The sequence below is a fragment of the Nostoc sp. CCY 9925 genome (assembly GCF_963920935.1).
Classification (GTDB): Bacteria; Cyanobacteriota; Cyanobacteriia; order Cyanobacteriales; family Nostocaceae; genus Nostoc.
The window spans coordinates 1-20,239 of record NZ_CAWUDO010000001.1 but is presented as its reverse complement, the minus strand read 5'-3'; the positions used below and the strand labels follow the sequence as shown (position 1 = coordinate 20,239).

The following is a 20,239-nucleotide window of genomic DNA, read 5'->3' as shown; positions in this document are numbered from 1 at the left end:
ACCCCCAAGACCGCGCTGCCTTGCCTTTGCGTGAGCCTTAAACAAAAACAAAACGGCTATCTGTCGCCAAATTTGTATTTTGGTTTAACCCGCTTTCCACAACAGCAATCAATTCCGTACCGTTGTTAGTGAAAATACTCACAGCAGATTTAATAATAGATACAGCCGACGCTGACCCTAAGGAATAATTGTTAGCAACTCCTTTGAGTTCAACACGATCGCTCGTCTGTAAGTTGAGAATATCTGCGTAGTCACTCTTACCGGAACTAGCATAGAAAACAGAAGTGTTATCGCCCAAAACGTAAGTATCTGCACCCTGGTCACCGTTGAGAAGGTCGATTTCGTTTGTGCCACCTCCCCAACCAATCAGGCGGTCATTGCCATCGCCTCCAGAAACTATATCTTTGCCAAGTCCACCGAAGATTGTGTCATTACCACCATCCCCAAGGAGTACGTCAGCACCTCCTTTACCATCGAGGTAATCATTGCCTGCTCCACCGTTGATTAACTCAGTGCTGTTAGTGCCGATAACGCGATCGCTCCCACCTAGAGCGCTGACTATGTACTGATTCAAACCAGTAAGTTCTTCGACAAAGATGATGTCGTTACCAGATGTGGCCTTGTTGTTAGCAACAGTCAATTCAAAAGTATCGCTGGCTGTCAGGCCTTTCTCATCAGTAGCGGTGACTGTGACTGCAAAAATACCAGTTGTGGGGATAGTGCCGGAGATAACACCAGTGTTAGCAGCGATACTAGCTCCCCCCGGTAAACCACTAGCACTGTAACTGAGGGTGTCGTCTGCATCGATGTCAGAAAATTTGTTACTGACATTGAAAGAGAAGGGTTTGTTAGTAGAGATGATTTGGTCATCAATGGGTTGCACTACCGTAGGAGCATCGTTTCCGGATATGTTAAACCGAGCCACGCTGGGATCGTGGTCGCTATTTTGATCGGCAAATTCTGAGTTGATGTGGACTACATCATACCCATCAAGTTTGCTCAGCAAATTGTTACTAACTAAAACGTGGTCAAGGGTTTGGGCGTTGCCTTCAAAGTTGTAGGTGTAGCGCTCATTTTGAGGCAGAGTTTCAATCAGAGAATTCAGTCCAGCACTTTTTAGGGTGTTGACAGGGTTGGAAAACTCAAAGTCATTCAAGTCACCCGCTACAACTACATTGGCATTGGGGTCGATCGCCAAAATACTCTCGACAAAGTTTTTCACCAGCGTAGCTTGTTGTTGGCGCTGCACTTCGCTAGTCAGGGTTGGCGGTTGATTCACACCAAATAATGGTTGGTCGCCACCTTTAGAATTAAAGTGGTTGCCAATTACATACACGGTTTCGCCGTTGAAAATAAATTCACCAACTAACGGTTTGCGACTGCTATTAAAAGCCGAGTTGGTGGGGTCAATCAAACCAGGACTATTAGAAATTGTGGGAACACCAGAGTTATTGCTGACTGTAGTGTTGGAGGTGGAAGTACCGCCGGGACGATCTACAAAACTGACGCGATTGGGATTAAATAAGAAGCCGACGCGGATATTTCCCCCAGGTTCACCGCCATTGGTATCATCCACTGGGTTAATTTGGCGATATTCGTAGGTGGGGCCGCCAGCAGCAGCGATCGCATTAATTAATTGTTGGAAGGTAATACTGGCATCGACTACGCTATCATTCGTCGGGCCATTATTGTCCTGAATTTCTTCCAGAGAAATGATGTCAGGCGATTTCAAATTATTGACAATGCTGCTAGCAAGGTTGCTAAACTTGGTTGCACTATCGCCTGGGTCAAGATTTTCGACATTGAAGGTAGCGATTGTCAGCTGGTCGGTGGTGGCAGTTAAATTCGTGACTTCCTTGGTCAGGGTGTTGGAAAGAACATTCACCGAAGTTGGCAGAACTTCGTAGTTACTAAAGTTATAATCAACCACACCCGTAATCGTGCCTAAAGTAGCACCGACATTAACTTCGGGTGAGCTACCAGAAGTAAACAGCGTATCATCTATTTGGATGCGTTCGGGATTAAAATCATTGGGGCTAATCCCGATACCACCGCGTGCTGTACGTCCGGTGGCGTTGGCGCCGTTGTCTGCCAGTACCCAAATCTCTCCAAAAGAATTTGTCGGGCTAACTGCCACAGGATTATTAACCTGTACCAGCATTCCTTCTAAGCTTTCGTAGAAATCGATGCCATCTTGGGCAGGGTCAAATAATGTAGCAGGATTTTCTACATTTCCACCCACAGCATCATTATTAATCACTTGATTGGGAATAGTTCTGCCGCCGTTGCCAAGGATTGTGGCAGCTGGTAAAGCGTTGCCACTGGAAAGTTTGACAATCGTGGGGCTAATAATTTCTGTGGTCGTCAGGTTATTGGCATTATTACCAGGACGAAACTCGGTGACTGTTCCAGTGACTAATATAGAATCTCCGACAGAAACCGTTGGTGCTGATGAGGTGAAGACAAAAATGGCTTCAGAGGTGCGATCGTCGTTATCAGGGTTGGGGTCTTGCAAGTAAAAACCATTACTTCTGACTACCGTGACAATTCCCGCTACATTATTAACTGTCTGACCTGCCAAAGGTGAGATATGCGCCGTTCCCTGAATCTCGCTAATCTTAATGGATGGGGCAACTTCGTTATCTGTCACCGTAATATCTGCAATGCCGTTAGTAAAATCTGTAGCAGAAGCAGTTATGGTCACTGTCTGGGAACCATCAAGTACTGAGTCGTCTACAGCATTAATCGCAAAGGTTACAGTCGAACTATTGCCTGTGAAGGTGACAGTTGTGGGTACTGTTGCCTCAGTTGTATCGTTACTGCTCAAATTGACAACTAAATTTGATGTGGAAGTATCCGAGCGTGTCAGAGTGGCTGTAGCAGCATTAGCCCCAGCATTTTCAGCAAATGAGCTAGGAGTAATACTTAGAGACAAAGTTGGTAATGGTGGAATAGAGCGTAGACTATTGATATAAGTCGTATTAGCTCCGCCATTGGGCAAACCAGGTGTAGTAGAAGCAAATGGAATTCCTGTTGTCCAGTTAGTAGTATTTGTTGCGCCAGCAACATCAGAGTTTAATGCATAGCCTGTGTTGTTTGTGCTAGTACCAAAATTGACATTTGCTGCGCTTGTGAAGACTCCTGTTGCAGTGCCAATATCTACAGCAAATCCGTCTGCGGAAATGGTTGCGCCAGTATTTGAAGTATCAACCCAAACAACATCATCACCAGCAATATCTCCGGTATTTCCGCTGTTGGCGTTAGGTAAAAAGGAACCACCAGCATTGAGAGCTATATTCCAGTCATTAGCTGATGGATTATAGGATGTGTTCTGAGTAATAGCTGTAGTTCCACCGACTGTAATGATAGTTCCTGCTTTGAAGGTGGAGGCTATAGAACTAACATTTGTAAATTTATAAGCAGAAAACTTAGAGGCTTTGGCAGCTGTGGAATCTCCCACAAAAAAAGACTCAAGCTGTGTAGCAGTCAAATCTTCAGTAAGCAAAAGCTCGATGAATTCGTCAGTTGTGGTCAGGGTTCCACCACGATAAAATTCATTGATAACGATCTTGGGCATAAAAACCTCTTGCTTTAATTGTGTTAAAAAGCGATCGCAACATCACTTTGTGTTAAGACCAAACCAACAGCATCAGAAGTCTGAGGGCTAGTACCGGCAGCGTCAATGCCACCTTCAAAATCCGAAGTGTGGAGAATTTGGAGTGTAAGTGCCATTTTTTTGCCAGTAAAACTACGTTAACTGCAAGTATGCACTTCGCAATTAACGCGAGAGCAATACCAAATACAGCTTCCAGACCACCATTGTTAGCAGTTAAGAGAAGTTAGTTGTACAACTTTTGAGTATTTAACTATTCAGCCACCTTAAACTATCTGAAGAAAGTTAAGAAACAGCTAGCAAAAGGTTAAAACAACAGATAGCTGAGCCTAAATTTCAGGCAAAGATACAAACACTTAAGAATTTTTCCCGCAAAAACTTCTCAATATCGGCACATCACATTTATTGAAAAATAATCAAAAATAATTATGATTTTTTATAGCTTTTATGTAAAATAAAATACAGACTAATGCTACTTAGTCAAGCAAAATTTTGTGACGAGACACCTGATAAATCGAACTTATTTCAGTGGTAACTTAGTAGTAAAAGTACTACCTTGGCCTAATTCACTTTGAACATTTAAACTACCGTGGTGAGCTTGAACAAGTGCTTGGGCGATCGCTAGTCCTAATCCAGAACCACCAGTGTTACGAGAGCGATCGCTATTGACTCGATAAAAGCGATCGAAAATCCGATTTTGTTCTGGCTGTGGAATACCAATTCCTGTATCTTGCACCTGAATCACAGCATAGCGATCGTTGCGGTCTAAAGAAACAGTTATTTTTCCCCCTGGAGGTGTGTATTGAATTGCGTTAATAATTAAATTAGAAAATAGGCGATATAGTTGGTCTTCATTGCCAATAATATTTAAAAATTTTGCTTCTTTGACTGTAGATGTTAATGTGATATTGTTAGCGATCGCCAATGCTGCAAATTCTTCTATTAAGTCATTAATAATATCATTCAAACAGCAAACATCGCGTTGCATGATAGGTTGACGATCCAGACGATTCAGCAACAACAAATCTGCAACAAGAGTTGTGAGTCTTTGATTTTGACGCTGTATAGTTCCCAAAATTTCACGAGACTCGCTTTCATCTAGTTGTGGCATTAATAGTGCTGATTCTACCGTTGCTTGCGTTGCTGCTAAAGGTGTCCGCAATTCGTGTGCTGCATCCGCCGTAAATTGTTGAATTTGTCTATATGAACGATAAATTGGTTGCATTGCTAATCCTGCTAAGTACCAACTAGCAAAACCAACCAAACCAATAATGATGGGTAAACCTAATGTTAAAGTTAGTTTTACCGCATCCAGATAATTATTAAAATCTTCTAGATTTCGTCCTACTTGAATATATCCCCAATCCCGATTCTCTTGGGTATGCAATACGAAGGAAATTTGGTGGTAAACCTTACCTTTATCGTCTTTGATAGTTTGCCATAATTCCTGATTAAAAACTGGTGAAAGTCCTTCTGGATAAACACCTGCAATGGCGAATAAGTTTCCTAAATTATCAAAAAAACGTACATAATAATGACCTTGATTGATGGCGCTTAAAATATGGCGCTGAGAATTTGACTGTTGTTGAATGCAACTTTTCCCAACTACACAAATATTAGGTAAAAGCTTCTCTATCACTGGTTCTAATCTACCGGGTTGCTGTAGCTTCAGTTCGATACTGTCATGTAAAGTTCCAGCAACAGACTCTAATTCTCGGTCTAATGTCATCCAATGAGCATGAGCGATCGCTTTATAAATACCATAACCGCATAAGCTTAAAATCAAAGCCATAACCAGCGCATACCACAGCGCTAAACGCAGGCGAGTTTGCTGAAATAATTGATTTTGATTCATATTGATTCATATTGCTATTTTAATTCCTGAGATTTAGACGATATCCTATACCATGCAAAGTTTCGATCGCATTTTCACAACCACTATTAGCTAATTTGCGGCGTAGCAAACGCATTTGAGCCGCTACTACATTACTGATGGGTTCTGCATTCACTTCCCAAAGTTGATTGCGAATTTGTTCTGTGGTGACAATTTGGTTTGGATGCTTCATAAAATATTCTAATAGCTGAAATTCTTTATTAGTTAGGGAAATCTCTTGTTTATTTCCATGAGAATTTTGAGTAACAACCAGATTATTGGCATAATTTAGAGTTAGATTGCCAATAGTTAATTCTTGGGGCTGAAATTGGGGCGATCGCCTTTGCAAAGCACGTAATCTTGCTAATAATTCTGCCATACCAAATGGCTTTACTAAATAGTCATCTGCACCTGCATCCAAGCCAGTAACTTTGTCTTCCATTGTGTCTTTAGCTGTCAGCATTAATACAGGCAAAGGATTTTTATGATAACGCAATTTTTTGCACAATTCCAAACCAGAAATTCCAGGTAGCATCCAATCAAAAATAGCTACTGTATATTGTGTCCAGCTATCTTCGAGATATGTCCATGCTTCATTACCATCTAACACCCAATCAATTAAGTATTTCTGTTGTGTAAGAGTTCGCTTAATTGCAGTACCTAAATCAGGTTCATCTTCGACTAATAACAGTCTCATGAGAGTTCACCTATCAAAAGTTGGGATTAAATTTGTATATTTGACTTTAGCAGAATTCAAAATTATGGATTTTGAATTCTCCTGTATATTAACGATTAAAATTAAACCTTCCGTCTACCTTTTCGCCTTAAATATCTGCGGTGATTTTCACTTGATATTGACCGGTTGCTTTTTCAGACAGCACAGACGCATAGTGCTTTTCCTTAGCATCGTAGTTAAAAATAACTGACTTTTGCTTTCCATCAGGTAACTGAACTTGAGCCGTAACTTTCGCATTTGACACAGCCTCGTGATTGTCACCTTTTTGTAAAAATAAATCCAGATGTGTTTCTTTAGCTTCTTTTACAGGTACAAACTCTAAATGATAAGTTTCTGTCTCTACAACTTGACCACCTTTAGATGCACCATGCTGGCTATTAGTTTTAGTTTTAGGTGAAGTTGAAACAGTTGGTTTTTCAGAATTTTGAGTAGACGTAACTGGAGTATTTGTTTGATTTGTCTTATTACAAGCTGCCAAAAACAATAGCCCAATACTTAAGATAATCATCGATGTAGATTGTAGTAATTTCATTCGTTTATTCCTCATTAATTGTGGAAATATGGATATGGCTCGCGCAGAGCCGCACAAAGTAAGAGTTGAGAAGAGTTGATTTTGGGATTTTATATTTAAATTCTTTCTCTCTGTGTTCTCTGCGCCTCTGCGGTTCGTTAACATATTGAGTTAATAATTGAATAATTATTAATAATATCATGTCTGCATAATTGGTTATGCTAACCACAGTCATTACACCCCACCCCCAACCCCTCCCCGCAAGCGGGGAGGGGAGACAAAGCGTAGCTTTGGCGGGGTGGGGTTCTTCGGGTTTAATAAGCAATCAAGCGGACATGATATAACTTATAAAAAATCTAATTAATAACTATGTTGACACTTGATGTATTTTTCCGAGAAACCAAAAATTTGCTAAATTGAGAATACAAAGCTGGCAAAACTAACAATGTCAAAGCAGTAGAAGTAAACAATCCTCCCAATACAACTACAGCCAAAGGTTGTAGAATTTCTTTACCTGCACCAGTACCAATTACTAGAGGTATCATTCCTAAAGCTGAAGTTAAAGCTGTCATCAAAATGGCAACCAAGCGCTCCATTGAACCTTCAAAAATGACTTTTTCTAAAGGCATTCCCTGTGCCAGCTTGTTGTTATAGTTGTCTACTAGCAACAATCCGTTACGTGTAGCTACGCCAAATAGAGTAATAAATCCTACTAAAGATGCCACTGAGATAATCCCACCTCCCAGAGCAATGGAAAATATACCGCCTACCAATGCTAAAGGTAGATTAATCATAATCATCAGCATGGCTGCTACAGATTTAACGGCAAAGTACATTAAAACTGCAATGATGACAACAGCGAGTCCACCAAATACAAGCAAGTTTTGGGTAGCTCGTTGTTCCGATTCAAATTGACCGCCGTATTGAATAAAGTAACCTGTAGGCAATTGTATTGACTGACGTATTTTACTTTGAATTTCCTCCACTGCCGATCGCAAATCTCGACCAGAGACATTTGTAGACACGACTATCAGACGTGAGACATTCTCGCGGTTAATTGTGTTGGGGCCAGTGCCATAATCAATGTTGGCAACTTGAGCTAGGGGGATTTTTTCACCTGTGGGTGAATCTACAAGTAAATTACGAATAATATCTAAGTTATTGCGTGCTTCTGGTTGCAACCAAACCACTAAATCAAATAATTGCTGCTCTTTGAGAACCTGAGATACAACTCGTCCATTGAGTGCAGTTTCTACCATCTCCGCAAGATTATTGATAGTTAAACCATAGCGAGCTGCGGCTTGGCGGTTAAATTTAATTTGTACTTGTTTAATTGGCACTTGGGGTTCGAGCTGTAAATCTACAAGTCCAGGAATATTACTCACAGCTGCCTCCACTTCTGCTCCCAAGTGGCGCAGTTGTGCTAAATCAGGGCCAAAAATTTTAATAGCGATCGCACTTCTGACTCCTGATAATACCTCATCCATGCGATGGGAGATAAAGCCCCCAATATTAGGCGCAACTCCAGGAATTTTGGCAAACTCCTGTCTTAGCTTCTCAATACTCCCCGTCCGATCTTCCAATCCTTCTGGACTCAATTCCACATCCAAATGTCCTAAGTTAACTCCTCCTGCATCTGCGTCACCGGGTGCACGTCCAGATCGTAGCTGCACTGTTTGAAATCGCTTGTCGTCCTTAAGTGCATTCTGCAACGTCAATCCGACTTGGTTTGTTGCTTCCAGCGAACTCCCTGGATAAAGCAGCATCGCATTAACTAAAGAAGGTTCCTGAAATTCTGGTAAAAACACTCTTCCCAAACTTGGCAGAACCACCAAAGAAGTTACCAAAGATGCTGTCGCCGCTACTAAAATTATGCTGGGAAAACGAATCGCAAAATTCAAAATCGGGCGATAAATCTGCTGCGATAAAGCACTTATCCAAGTATCATCGGTGGGTAGTTGTCGATTGGCTAGTAAAATCGCGCATAGTGCTGGGGATAAAGTCATTGCGACGAAAGTAGAGGCTAAAATTGCTAGCAAATAGGCAATACCCATTGGTGCAAATATTCGGCCTTCCACACCTGTGAGGATGAAAATTGGTGCAAAGACAACGGCAATAATTACCGTTGAAAAAATAACGCTAACTCTCACTTCCACTGAAGTATCATAAACAATCTGAAAGGGATGCACTGGATGAGTTGCAGTTTGGTTTTTTCGCAAACCTCGATAACAGTTTTCCATATCTACAATCGAGTCATCTACGACTGAACCAATAGCCACAGCCAAACCACCCAATGTCATGGTGTTAATTCCTTGGCCAAACCAGCCCAGAATTATCATTCCAATCAAGACTGATAGGGGAATGGCGCTGAGGGTAATGATAGCTGTGCGCCAGTTCATCAAAAACATCAGCAAGATGATAGAAACGATAATTGTGCCATCGCGCAGAGAACTAGTAACGTTTTCAATAGCAGCTGCAATAAAATTTTCTTGGCGGAAGGTTTCTGTGACTTTGACATCTTCAGGTAACCCAGCTTTCACTTCTGCCATCGCCTGTTCAATAGCTTTGGTAACAGTGGGAGTATCGTTTTGTGGTTGCTTGTTGACCATCAAGACGATCGCAGGTTGACCATTGAAACTGCCATCCCCACGTTTTAAGGCTGCTCCAATGCGGACATCTGCAATGTCTTGAAGTAGGATAGGCGTACCATTCCGGGCAGCGATCGCAGATTTTTCTAGCTCCTCCATTGACTCAATACGCCCCACACCACGAATAATTAGCTCTTGGTCTGGATCGATCAAAAAACCGCCCGCAGCATTGACGTTGGCGTTTCTAGTTGCTGCTGTGACTTCTTCTAAGGTGATGTTAAAGGCTTTTAGTTTTGCTGGGTCAACCAAAACCTGATACTGGCGGACATCACCACCATAGGCAATAACTTGGGAAACACCAGGTATAGCTAGCAATCGATTAGTGACATCGCGATCGACCAAGCGCCGGACTTCCATCAGTGGAGTTGTTTGGGCGGTGAATGCATATTGCAAAACTGTCGCAATGGGAGAAGAAATCGGGGAGATTTGCGGATTTTCCACCCCTTGTGGTAATTTTTCTTGTACTTGTTGCAATCGTTCCGTTACCAGTTGACGGGCTTGATAAATATCAGTCCCCCATTTAAAAATCACCTTGACAACAGAAATACTCACAGCAGAAGCAGAACGCACCGTTTCTACTCCTGGTGTACCATTAACGGCGCTTTCAATTGGTAGAGTAATTAGAGTTTCTACTTCTTCAGGTGCTAATCCTGGGGCTTCAGTTTGAATTTCAACTTGAGGCGGAGCAAAATCAGGAAAGACATCCAACTGCATCTGAGTCAGATTATATGTACCTAAAAGCGTAACAACGATCGCTCCTAGCACAACTATCCAGCGTTGGATAATTGACCATTTGAGGATGGCATTCAGCATAGTTTATGAAGTTGATGGTCAATTTGATTTACTTTTGACTCTGTTCGTCATGAACGGGAGTATCTAAATGAGAATTGCCTACCAGTATTAATTGCGACTTACGACGACGGTCAGACCAAAAACTCCCAGCTGCAAAAGCTAGACTGGCGATCGCACCTCCCCCAACTACCATCAGCCACGGCGTTGCTGCTAAATTGGATGTTTTCACCTCTGAGTAGACTGTGATATTTTCCTCTTTTTTTGGCTGACTCCCACCCCGCAAAGATTGAGCGTAAAGTTGCGGCGCACGCTGAGTAACTATCAAATCTCCCTCAAATAAGCCAGTTTTCACCTCTACCATGTTTTCAGAAGTTTCACCTAAGCTGACTTCTACTGGCTGATAGGCGTTGCCATTTTGTAAGTAAACTTGTTGCTTGCCATTTGCCTCTACTACAGCCGAACTCGGTATAGCTAAGATAGCTGAGGACGCTTGGTTTGCCAGAATTTCTAAATCAGCAAACATTCCTGGCTTGAGTACTCCACCTGGGTTATCGATTTCGGCTTTCACAGGTACTACTCGTGTCTCATCTGTTACCCCAGAATTAATGACCGCAATTCGCCCCGTAAAAGTACGGTTGGGTACGGAAGCAACTTTAACAAATACTCGTTGATTTGTTCTAATTTTGTTTAAATCTTTTTCGTATATATTAGCTGTGGCAAAAACTCGACTATCATTGACAATCGTCATCAGTTTGCCGCCTGCATCTTCAAATGATTCACCGATAGTAACTTCCCGGTCGGCAACTTTACCAGAAATTGGCGCGGCGATTGTGACTAATCCTTTGGCATTACCTCGAATTCCCAGTTGTTGCAGCCGAGTTTGATAGGTTGTATTACTGAGGCTAATACGTGATTTTGCTACTTTAACTCCCGCCTGGGCACGTTTGAGTTGATTTTCTGCGGCGATTACGTCTTGGCGGTTATTGGCTTTAGCGAGTTCAGCTTTGGCTTGTGCTAGCTGGGTTTGAGATTCGAGAAAATTACGTTGCGGTAAGGCACCAGCCTCAGCTAATTGCTTGTCTTTGTCGTACTTTTCTTGGGCAAATGCTACTTGAGTTTGAGCTTGAACAATTTCTGCTGCGGCGATTTGTTCATAGCGATCGCGGTTTTGTTGTGCTAGCTTAAAATCTGCTTGCGCCTGCTGCCAATCAGCTTGAGCTTGGGCGATTTTTTCCTGGGATTCTACCCGTAGTGATACTAATTCCGGACTCGATACAACCGCGACGGCTTGACCTTTTTTAACTAAGCTACCAGGTTCCACTAATAGTTCTAAGACTTTCGCGCCGGAAATTGGAGTAGTTACTTGTGCTTGTTTGCTAGGCAGAGTTTCAATTTGTCCAGTGGCTTTGATCCCAATTGTTAGCCGCCGGCGTTTAACTGGCTCGACTTTAATTCCCAGTTGTTTTGCTGTTTGGGTATCAACTTTAATAGCAGTATTAGTGGTGGCTTCACTTCCTCCTTGAAATTCATCTCCGTGTCCAGCGTGAGCAAAAACTACTACCGGACTAGCCAATAAGACAAAGCTCAGGAGTGTTGTGGAAAAACAACTTATAGTTACAAGGGATTGGGAACACGCAGAGATAGGCATTACTATCAAAAGTTCTTGAGTAGGTGGGGAAAGAAATTGTAATTAAGTATTGTTCTGGAGGACATTTCATGCATCTGATTTCCAGTTTTTCATCTCGAAATGAAATTGGCATGAAATTGAAGCAATACTTGGATTTCCCCACTCTCTAATTACTTGTGATAATTACCTGTCAATTAACGGAAATTCCCAGGATTTAAACGAACAGAGTTAGGCTGAGACTGGCGACGAACTGCTACTCCATTGCGGAGGTTTCTAGCGGTACCACCATCTCTGGTATCGAGGAAAGGCTTGAGGTTAATCCCACCTCTATATGAACTAACTCGATTATTATTGCCGTTGCCTAGAAGTGTGCGTCCTAAATTATATATGCTGTTACCTGAGCGATCGCCATAAGTGTTAACGGCTACGGTTTGCTGTCCGCTATCAGCAGTAGTCAAGTTTTGGAAAATGCTGTTGCGGATAATAACGGCATCTTTCCCACGCGGTACTGTCAGCACAATTCTACAAGTTGGGTTAGCCTCACTTGTGACGCAAACAATATTCTCGTTATTTTGTACCGATGTCTGGAGTTCTTGTAAGCCATCTGGGCGATACAATTCCAAGCGGTTAGCAATTGCTACACAACGCTTTTCGGCATCCCAACCACCGCCCAAAGCCGCAGGCGCCGCCCAAGGAAAGTATTGTCCTGGTTGACTTTGTGGCTGATACATCACGGTGTACTGACCATTGTAAGTCTGACAGGTAAAGCGAGTTGTACCGTCAGTTGAGGGTGAAGGTGGTATGCCTGTCGATGTATCTATTGGTACTGGTGCTGATGTACCACCGGATGGGACTGTTGGCACTACTACACCTTCGTCAGTAGGATAAGGATCGTATTGCGCCATTGCTGCGGAATTGCCCAGGCACAAAGATAAGCCAAGACTGCCCAAAGTTATCAATCGAAGCAGTTGTGATGACATAGCCATCCTCCAGTATAAATAGGTACGGGATTGATAGTTTAAGTGACGAATAATTCTATTTTTTGATTCATCAAAAACCTATTTTTTTTCGTCTCTTGCTTTTTTCTCTTGTAGTAGCTTTTTGACTCGTGCTTGAATTTCTGTATGATGCCCGACTCCTTCATAGGCGTAACGGTTGTAGCTACTACGGATAATCAGATTTTCTAAATCACTAACTCGTTCGCTACCGCCGGGATGGGAAGACAACCAACTAGGAGGTGCATTTTTTTGCTGTTTATCTAGTGTCACCATTAAGTTACGCAAGCCATCAGCAGCGTAGCCACTAGCTACAATTAGGCGTGTGCCGAGTGTATCTGCTTGACGTTCCATATCGCGGCTGTAACTAAGTGCAAAGAGTTGGCCGATGGTGCCGCCTAAAGGAAGATATTGGGTAACGTTAGAAATTAAGTTGCCTTGGGTGACTAATTGAAAACCGTGAGATAAAACGACATGGGATAATTCATGGCCAATTAATCCGGCTAATTCTGCTTCAGAATTGGTTTTAGCGATCGCACCCGCATTAACAAAAATTTTACCCCCAGGTAATGCAAAGGCGTTGAGACTTTCCTCTGGAATCACAAAAAATTCGTATTTAAATTCTTCACGTCCAGTTATTTTGGCTAATTTCTGTCCAATTTCGTTGACGTATGCCAAAACAGGTTCGTCTGTAATCACATTCAACTGTTTTTTTGCCTCTTTGGCTACCGAATCACCTATGGCTCTTTCGCCTTGTAGCAAGATGATGGTAGAATCGATGGCCGAAAATGGCCCAACCAGACTGCCAGTCAGGGCATAACCTAATGCACCTGTAATAATATTACCGATGACGTTGCCGCGAATTTCTGCCCGGATATGTCTTTTGTAACGTTCGAGATTTTCCTCTGCTAAGTTTGTAAACTCAGCCGCTTGGGGATCTTCTCGGTTGAGAATAGCAAACTGACGCGCCGCCAAAGATGCTTCCATCCATTTTTTCTCACCAGCCAAGGCAGTAACTCTAGCTTTAATTAATTGTGGTTGGTCTGGATAAAGAGAAGATGCTCGTTCTAATATATCTAAGGCTTCTTTGGGGCGATCGTATTGTTTCAATACTTCAGCATATCGGATATGACCGGGGATAAATTCAGGATATTGCTCAACCAATAATTGCAAAGGTACAACCGTTCTTGTTTGTAACTTAGTTGCTATCCCCGCCTCTGATTCTCGCCAGTATACCTTACCTCCTGGAGATAGTTGCGTGGGGTCAAGTATTGCTGCTTTACGTTCTTCAGGTACGCTTGTTTTGGCAAAAGGTTCTTTTACCTGGCGGTAAATTTTTTGTGCCTCTGGGATTTGTCCGGCGAGATAAAGTCTATCCGCCTCTATAAATTTTAGCTGACGACTAATTTCTTCAGGACTAAGTGTAGGTTCCTGTGGAGACTCTGGCTTTTTCGGTTCGGAAACTTCTGGGGAAGCTTCAGGCGTTGATGAACGTTGCAAGACTTCCCGTAACTTTTGGTCTTTAGTCGTTTCTAAACTGGGTAAATTTATCGTTTCAACTGTAGTAGACGCAGCAGGTTCTTGTGCTGGAACTGGTGCTGTTGGCTGCGTCAAGATAATCAAAATTGATGTACCAACCGACAGTAATACCCAGTTACAGGCTAGCAGTAGAGACTTCCAGGTTCGTTTCATGCCAGGTACCACCTATGCAAAAGGCTGTTTTTTAAATGTTACGAGGAATTAGGAATTACGTATATGGAGCGATGCCTACGGCGGGCGGGTACGCCATCGCCGCTATTTTACAACACAAAAAACCCCGGCTAAATTAGCCGAGGTAATGTCGAGAAGTGAGAATGACGATGAGATATAGCGATACCGAAATCTAAAAATCTTAACTAACGCTAAAAGCAACCAAAACTAAACTAGTGACGATTAAAGTTGCAAAAGCAGCTTGTACGAGGTATTTACGTTGTTCCCAAATTGCTGGGTACTCAGAGTAGTACATTTTGGGTTCGGCTGCGTAGTTATTGAGAACGCCGTCTTCATTAACAGTGGTGTACATAATTTTTTCTTTTTGGTGTTTGTTAACTTATGTAAATAAATTTAACAACTTTGTTACAAAAAGTCAAGAGGACTTGACAAAAAAGGGGTGATGATTCTAATAAAAGTTACTTATGAGCGATGCCTAGGGCGGGCGGGTACGCCATCGCGGATTCTAGCGAAATGGTTCGAGTTGCCCAAGCCCGATGTCTGTTAACTCGTCTACAACTTATGCAGACTCTAGGAATCCTTCTGTTCGAGATTATTTATCAAGATAGTTGGCTGCTATGCAAACTCAAGGTGTAGGAGGATAAAATTTCCAATCTTTCTTAAGAAGGTAAACAAAGTTATCCCCACTGTCCTATTATGAATTCACATAATCAGGAGAGTTATAAGCCTGGCAAAGCCAAAAGCTGTCGAAATGGCAAATTTAGTGCCTGATTTGCGACAGCAACTCTAGGTGTCACACAAAAAATTTGGTGCAAAATTGGGCGTTTCTTTCAACACGGTAAATAGGTTGGAGCGGTGGTATACCACGTCCTCTCCACGGGCAGTAAAGCTGATTGAAGATTTATCGCGATCGCTCGGCGAACCTGGGAAAGGCTTGTTGAAGAAATATTTCTCAGAGGGGGGATTGGATGTCTGAAGTAGTGCCTTGTGTGAGTTTAGACGATATTTTGATCGCAGCAGCGTTAGCTCAAAGATCGCCCCGAACCTCGAACTTACAAGCCGAAACTCAAGCCCTTCACACATTGGCTCGGCAACTAGCAGAGGAGTCCCAAACGATGCTCAAAACCCTGGTTACTGTGGCAAAAGATCTATGCCTTGCAGGAACCGCCGGAGTGAGCTTATTGGAAGTGACTGCCAATGGGGAAGAAATCTTTCGCTGGAGTGCCATCGCTGGGTCGTTAGCAGGCTCTGAGGGAAGCACAACGCCGAGAAACTTTAGTCCCTGTGGCACTTGTCTAGACCGCCAAGCTCCTCAACTTTATTCCTATCCTGAGCGGTATTTCACCTACTTTCAGCAAGCGAAACCGACCATCGTTGAAGGTCTGGTGATTCCATTAATGAGCGCTACTCAGGTATTAGGCACAATCTGGATTGTGTCCCATGACGAAGCGCGACAGTTTGATAACGAAGACGTGCGGATCATGACCAGTCTCGCTGACTTTACCACTGCTGCCTTACACAGTATTCATCTGCGTCAAACTGCTGAGGCGGCCTTGCAGCGCGAACAAGCTGCCCGGCAAGAAACTCAGGCAACTCGTCAAGCGCTGGATGAATCAGCGCAACGAGCCGTTGATATTCTGGAAAGTATTACAGATGCCTTCGTGTGTGTCGATCGCGAATGGCGAATTACCTATGCCAATCACGAAGCTGGTAGGTTAACCAATCTGCAACCAGAGGAAATGACTGGTAAGTCACGCCAGGAATTACAACCTTCGGCGATCGCTACAGTGATGGAACAAACTTACCATCGAATTGTGGCACAACCGGAGACGACACATTTTGAGGCCTTCGATGAAGCCTCAAGGATGTGGCTAGAGATCCATGCCTATCCCTGTAAGGTGGGTTTCAGTATTTATTTTCGAGACATTACTGGGCGCAAACAGGACAAAGCCGAACGCCAGCAAGCAGAATCAGCCTTACGCAAGACTGAATCCCGCTTTCGTCTGATTGTCGAGAGTGTGAAAGATTATGCCATCTTTACCCTCGACCTGAATGGACAAATCACCAGTTGGAATTCTGGAGCTGAGCGGTTGTTAGGCTACAAGGAGGCAGAAATTATCGGTCAGAACGGTCGCATTATCTTTACACCGGAGGACAATGAGACTGGACAAGCCGAGCAGGAACTCCAGACCGTTGTCACCCAGGGACGGGCAGAGGATGAACGCTGGCACGTTCGTAAGGATGGCAGTCGTTTATTCGCCAGTGGGTTGATGATGCAACTGCACAATGAAACAGGCAACCTTCAGGAACTGGTTAAGATTCTGCGGGATAAAACCGAAGCGCACCAAGCAGAGGAACGCGAGCATTTTCTGGCAGATGCCAGTAAAGTTTTGGCGGAGTCCATTGATTACCAAACCACACTGTTTAATATTGCGCGGCTCTCCGTGCCGTTTCTGGCTGACTTTTGTTTCTTTGATATCCTCAATAGCGATCGTCAGATCGAACGAGTTGGCTGGCATCACCGCGATCCGGCAAAGCAAAATTGCTTTGAGCAGTTACAGCGTTATGTGCCACCAGAGGATTTTGAAAGCCATCCCATTACGAAGGTGCTTTTGAGTGGTAGGGCTAACTTTGTGCCTTATGTTACTGAGGAGTGGATGGAAACTGCCGCCACCAGTGCTGAGCATCTGCAATTTATCCAAGAGTGTGAGGTGCGATCACTGATCGCCGTGCCTCTGGTGGCTCATGGTCGAACGCTGGGAGCGTTAACCTTTTGCTTAACCGCAGACTCTAATCGCCACTACCTAAAGGCAGATCTACCAGTGGCAGAAGAATTAGGGCATCGGGCAGCCTTGGCGTTAGATAATGCCCAGCTCTACCAGCATGCCCAGGAAGTCAACCGGATGAAAGACGAGTTTTTGGCAGTGCTTTCCCACGAGTTGCGATCGCCACTCAATCCAATTCTGGGTTGGCTTCAGATGATCCAAAGAGGCAATCTAAATGAAGCTCAAACAGCAAAAGCCTGGGTGACAATCGAGCGTAATGCCAGATTGCAAGCCCAATTGGTAGAGGATTTACTCGATGTCTCTCGCATTCTACAAGGCAAGCTGAGTCTGAATGTGGAGCAAGTCAATCTAGCGGCAACTATTCAAGCCGCCATTGAAACTGTACAGTTGGCAGCTCAAGCCAAATCCATTGAAATCGAAACAAGACTCGATTCTCAAATTGGGTCTATTTTGGGAGATGCCACCCGATTACAGCAAACCGCCTGGAATCTTCTTTGCAATGCGGTTAAGTTTACACCCCAAGGAGGGCGGGTCGAAGTGCGATTAGAACAGATTGATGGCTATGTTCAGATCGTGGTGAGTGACACAGGCATTGGTATTCATCCCAACTTTTTATCGCACGTATTTAACTACTTCTGGCAAGCCGATGGAGCGACTACCCGCCGATTTGGAGGACTGGGTTTAGGGTTGGCGATCGTGGATCAGATCGTTGAGGCGCATGGTGGAACGGTGTGGGCAGCAAGTCAGGGTAAAGGACAGGGGGCAACTTTTACGGTGAGATTGCCGCTGATGCTTGCTCAAACCACCACAGAGCAAGATAGCCAACCTTCAGAGAGTGTTTTTTATTTACAAAGCAAGCAAATTTTAGTGGTGGATAACGAGGCGGATTCGTTAGAGTTTATCGTTTTTATATTGGAGCAAGCCGGAGCAGAAGTCATTGGAGCGACTTCCGCAGATGAAGCGTTGGCCTTGTTCATTCAATCTCAACCAGATCTGTTGGTTAGTGACATTGGAATGCCAGATCGAGATGGCTATATGCTGATGCAGCAATTGAGAACGCTCCCATTAGAGCAAGGTGGACAAGTTCCGGCGATCGCTTTAACAGCTTATGCAGGGGATATTAATTATCAGCAGGCAATAGCAGCAGGCTTTCAGCAGCACCTTCCCAAACCTGTTGAGCCAGAAGTATTAATCAGAGTAATTGCTGATTTACTCAAGCAAAATCAGCATTAATAAACCGGGCACAACCACTGGAGGATGTCCTTTAACTGTTGCCCATCTTGGAGATAGGTGACATATTCATTCTCGCCCATTTGGATATTTTGCCCTTCAAGATCTTCCCCATAATCCTCAGCCATGACAATAATCGGTGTGCGGCTGTCCAGTTCTGTGCTTTGACGAATCTGTTGCCCGATCGCCATCAGTTCATCGATCAATTTCCCGGTCTGGTTCAGCAAAATCAAGTCAAAGTGTTCGCGTACTCTCTGGATGCGTTGGATAGCATCCTCTTCATCAAGCGTCATAATCACCTCATAGCCCCAATTTTGTAGGTTATGCTTCAGCACAGGCCGAACATCGTCATCCGATTCGAGGACGAAAATACAAGGTGATGTGGTAGATTGCTGATTTATCATTTTGGATAGCGATAACAATGGGTAATACCAATTGAAAATTCAAAATTCAAAATTAAGAAAGCCAGACATAACAGAGGTTTGGGAGTATGTATCTGTCGCATTCTTTTTTCAAATTGGTATAAGCAAGAGTGGAGGAGTTGCACTGCTATTTTTCTCCCAGCAAACGATCATATTCAGCTTTGATTGTTCTAAAACATTCACAAGCAGAGGCTTCTAGCCCAGACTGGTTCAAAATTTGGACATGACCCCGATGATATTGGATTAGCTTCCGCTCTTGCAGCTTCTGGGCTGTCTGGGTCACCCCTGCCCGCCGTACACCCAGCATTATTGAGATAAATTCTTGCGTCAGACGTAACTCATTGGAGCCGATTCGTTCTTGTGTTTCCAGCAGCCAACGCGGTAGGCGTTGTTCCAGGGTGTGGAGGGAGTTGCAAGCCGCTGTTTGGGAAACCTGCGCCAGAAATGCCTGAGTATAACGCAGCAGTAGGTCGCGCAGTTCGCCATTGCGCTCAAATTCCTGCCGCAGTATCTGGGCATCAATTCTGATCGCGCTACCTGGAACTTGGACGACGTATTCTGTTTGTGTGATTTCACTTTTGCCCATAAAAGCATTAATACCCAGCACTTCCCGATTACCAACCATCCCCACCTCTGCTGTCGCGCCATTCTGCATGGTGATCGTGATAGACAACAGACAGTCAATGGGAAAATAAAGATGGGTCAACACATCACCAGGTTTATGAATAATTTCACCCTGATCTAAGGTGAGGCGACACAGATGAGGCGTAAGCCGATCGCGCACGTCAGCAGAGAGACCAGCAAGTATTTGATTTTCAGCGTTCATAGAGGCCTCAGAGGATTTGCGAGAGGCTCTTTTTAGAACACATCTCAAAATGAAAGTTAAGAAGGGAACAGGGAACGGGCAATAGGCAACAGGGGAATAGCCATAATTAACATTAGAGGATTTGTAAAATGTCGCATTTTTGTTATTTTCATAAATCAATTTAGTTGCTCTGTACCCAGTATTCGCACCAATACTTCTTGGTTAAGGGAAAAGGGGGAAAGGAAAAACCTTTAATACCATGTTCGGGTGAAGACTTATCATTAGGACTGACGCGGGGACACGGAGAAATTTTAATAAGAAGTGATTATCCGAACTTGATATAACCTTTACCCAAGCCAATTCTGAGTTGAAAATGCACAAAGCAAGCAGTATTGGTATTCGAGCAGGTTTTCAAAGCTTGCTATTGGCAGGTATTTGCCATCGGTGAGAGGTTAGAGTGATTGCACTTTTGTCAAGAGGGTGCAGGAAAA

The 20,239-nt window shown here is 43.6% G+C and carries 15 protein-coding genes; 3 read left to right on the top strand and 12 right to left on the bottom strand.

Features of this window, described 5'->3' with window-relative positions; all coding sequences use genetic code 11:
• Positions 1-37 precede the first annotated feature (37 nt).
• From ACM0OY_RS00075 to psb34, 10 genes are all read right to left on the bottom strand, one after another.
• On the bottom strand, positions 38-3,577 hold the full coding sequence (locus ACM0OY_RS00075) for a putative Ig domain-containing protein (protein WP_414566871.1): 3,540 nt from the start codon (positions 3,575-3,577) through the stop codon (positions 38-40).
• A 23-nt stretch (positions 3,578-3,600) separates the two neighbouring features.
• Positions 3,601-3,732 (bottom strand): hypothetical protein, encoded by a 132-nt coding sequence (locus ACM0OY_RS00070; protein WP_414566870.1) that lies wholly within the window; start codon positions 3,730-3,732, stop codon positions 3,601-3,603.
• 401 nt (positions 3,733-4,133) lie between these two features.
• The gene (rppB, locus tag ACM0OY_RS00065) at positions 4,134-5,468 is read right to left on the bottom strand and encodes a two-component system sensor histidine kinase RppB (RefSeq protein ID WP_414566869.1); all 1,335 of its coding nucleotides are present in this window, start codon (positions 5,466-5,468) and stop codon (positions 4,134-4,136) included.
• 19 nt (positions 5,469-5,487) lie between these two features.
• On the bottom strand, positions 5,488-6,183 hold the full coding sequence (rppA, locus tag ACM0OY_RS00060) for a two-component system response regulator RppA (RefSeq protein WP_414566868.1): 696 nt from the start codon (positions 6,181-6,183) through the stop codon (positions 5,488-5,490).
• 127 nt (positions 6,184-6,310) lie between these two features.
• On the bottom strand, positions 6,311-6,754 hold the full coding sequence (locus ACM0OY_RS00055) for a hypothetical protein (protein ID WP_414566867.1): 444 nt from the start codon (positions 6,752-6,754) through the stop codon (positions 6,311-6,313).
• Positions 6,755-7,089: 335 nt separating this feature from the next.
• Positions 7,090-10,194, bottom strand: a complete 3,105-nt coding sequence (locus ACM0OY_RS00050; RefSeq protein ID WP_414566866.1) for an efflux RND transporter permease subunit — start codon at positions 10,192-10,194, stop codon at positions 7,090-7,092.
• A 28-nt stretch (positions 10,195-10,222) separates the two neighbouring features.
• Positions 10,223-11,821, bottom strand: a complete 1,599-nt coding sequence (locus tag ACM0OY_RS00045) for an efflux RND transporter periplasmic adaptor subunit (protein WP_414566865.1) — start codon at positions 11,819-11,821, stop codon at positions 10,223-10,225.
• 173 nt (positions 11,822-11,994) lie between these two features.
• Positions 11,995-12,780 carry a COP23 domain-containing protein gene (locus tag ACM0OY_RS00040; RefSeq protein ID WP_414566864.1) on the bottom strand — a complete coding sequence of 262 codons (786 nt, stop codon included), beginning with the start codon at positions 12,778-12,780 and terminating at the stop codon, positions 11,995-11,997.
• 78 nt (positions 12,781-12,858) lie between these two features.
• Complete coding sequence (locus ACM0OY_RS00035) at positions 12,859-14,487, bottom strand: M48 family metalloprotease (RefSeq protein ID WP_414566863.1); 1,629 nt, start codon at positions 14,485-14,487, stop codon at positions 12,859-12,861.
• A gap of 199 nt (positions 14,488-14,686) precedes the next feature.
• Entirely contained in the window at positions 14,687-14,857 is a 171-nt protein-coding gene (gene psb34, locus ACM0OY_RS00030) for a photosystem II assembly protein Psb34 (RefSeq protein ID WP_414566862.1), read from the bottom strand.
• A 119-nt stretch (positions 14,858-14,976) separates the two neighbouring features.
• On the opposite strand from psb34, the gene ACM0OY_RS00025 reads away from it, so the two are divergent.
• From ACM0OY_RS00025 to ACM0OY_RS00015, 3 genes are all read left to right on the top strand, one after another.
• Positions 14,977-15,141, top strand: coding sequence for a hypothetical protein (locus ACM0OY_RS00025; RefSeq protein WP_414566861.1), 165 nt, complete (start codon positions 14,977-14,979; stop codon positions 15,139-15,141).
• Between the two features lie 154 nt (positions 15,142-15,295).
• Positions 15,296-15,481 carry a transcriptional regulator gene (locus ACM0OY_RS00020; protein ID WP_414566860.1) on the top strand — a complete coding sequence of 62 codons (186 nt, stop codon included), beginning with the start codon at positions 15,296-15,298 and terminating at the stop codon, positions 15,479-15,481.
• Positions 15,474-18,524: an ATP-binding protein gene (locus ACM0OY_RS00015; RefSeq protein ID WP_414566859.1), complete on the top strand. Its 3,051-nt coding sequence runs from the start codon at positions 15,474-15,476 to the stop codon at positions 18,522-18,524. The genes ACM0OY_RS00020 and ACM0OY_RS00015 overlap by 8 nt, the downstream gene beginning before the upstream one ends.
• On the opposite strand, the gene ACM0OY_RS00010 is transcribed toward ACM0OY_RS00015, so the two are convergent.
• The gene (locus tag ACM0OY_RS00010; protein WP_414566858.1) at positions 18,521-18,925 is read right to left on the bottom strand and encodes a hypothetical protein; all 405 of its coding nucleotides are present in this window, start codon (positions 18,923-18,925) and stop codon (positions 18,521-18,523) included. The two genes, ACM0OY_RS00015 and ACM0OY_RS00010, sit on opposite strands and share 4 nt — an antisense overlap.
• Positions 18,926-19,070: 145 nt before the next feature.
• Complete coding sequence (locus tag ACM0OY_RS00005; protein ID WP_414566857.1) at positions 19,071-19,769, bottom strand: Crp/Fnr family transcriptional regulator; 699 nt, start codon at positions 19,767-19,769, stop codon at positions 19,071-19,073.
• Positions 19,770-20,239: the final 470 nt, after the last annotated feature.

Excerpts from the sequence above, each read along its gene's own strand:
- ACM0OY_RS00075 (WP_414566871.1), bottom strand. The coding sequence starts at position 3,577 with ATGCCCAAGATCGTTATCAATGAATTTTATCGTGGTGGAACCCTGACC.
- ACM0OY_RS00070 (WP_414566870.1), bottom strand. The coding sequence starts at position 3,732 with ATGGCACTTACACTCCAAATTCTCCACACTTCGGATTTTGAAGGTGGC.
- rppB (WP_414566869.1), bottom strand. The coding sequence starts at position 5,468 with ATGAATCAAAATCAATTATTTCAGCAAACTCGCCTGCGTTTAGCGCTG.
- rppA (WP_414566868.1), bottom strand. The coding sequence starts at position 6,183 with ATGAGACTGTTATTAGTCGAAGATGAACCTGATTTAGGTACTGCAATT.
- ACM0OY_RS00055 (WP_414566867.1), bottom strand. The coding sequence starts at position 6,754 with ATGAAATTACTACAATCTACATCGATGATTATCTTAAGTATTGGGCTA.
- ACM0OY_RS00050 (WP_414566866.1), bottom strand. The coding sequence starts at position 10,194 with ATGCTGAATGCCATCCTCAAATGGTCAATTATCCAACGCTGGATAGTT.
- ACM0OY_RS00045 (WP_414566865.1), bottom strand. The coding sequence starts at position 11,821 with ATGCCTATCTCTGCGTGTTCCCAATCCCTTGTAACTATAAGTTGTTTT.
- ACM0OY_RS00040 (WP_414566864.1), bottom strand. The coding sequence starts at position 12,780 with ATGTCATCACAACTGCTTCGATTGATAACTTTGGGCAGTCTTGGCTTA.
- ACM0OY_RS00035 (WP_414566863.1), bottom strand. The coding sequence starts at position 14,487 with ATGAAACGAACCTGGAAGTCTCTACTGCTAGCCTGTAACTGGGTATTA.
- psb34 (WP_414566862.1), bottom strand. The coding sequence starts at position 14,857 with ATGTACACCACTGTTAATGAAGACGGCGTTCTCAATAACTACGCAGCC.
- ACM0OY_RS00025 (WP_414566861.1), top strand. The coding sequence starts at position 14,977 with ATGCCTAGGGCGGGCGGGTACGCCATCGCGGATTCTAGCGAAATGGTT.
- ACM0OY_RS00015 (WP_414566859.1), top strand. The coding sequence starts at position 15,474 with ATGTCTGAAGTAGTGCCTTGTGTGAGTTTAGACGATATTTTGATCGCA.
- ACM0OY_RS00010 (WP_414566858.1), bottom strand. The coding sequence starts at position 18,925 with ATGATAAATCAGCAATCTACCACATCACCTTGTATTTTCGTCCTCGAA.
- ACM0OY_RS00005 (WP_414566857.1), bottom strand. The coding sequence starts at position 19,769 with ATGAACGCTGAAAATCAAATACTTGCTGGTCTCTCTGCTGACGTGCGC.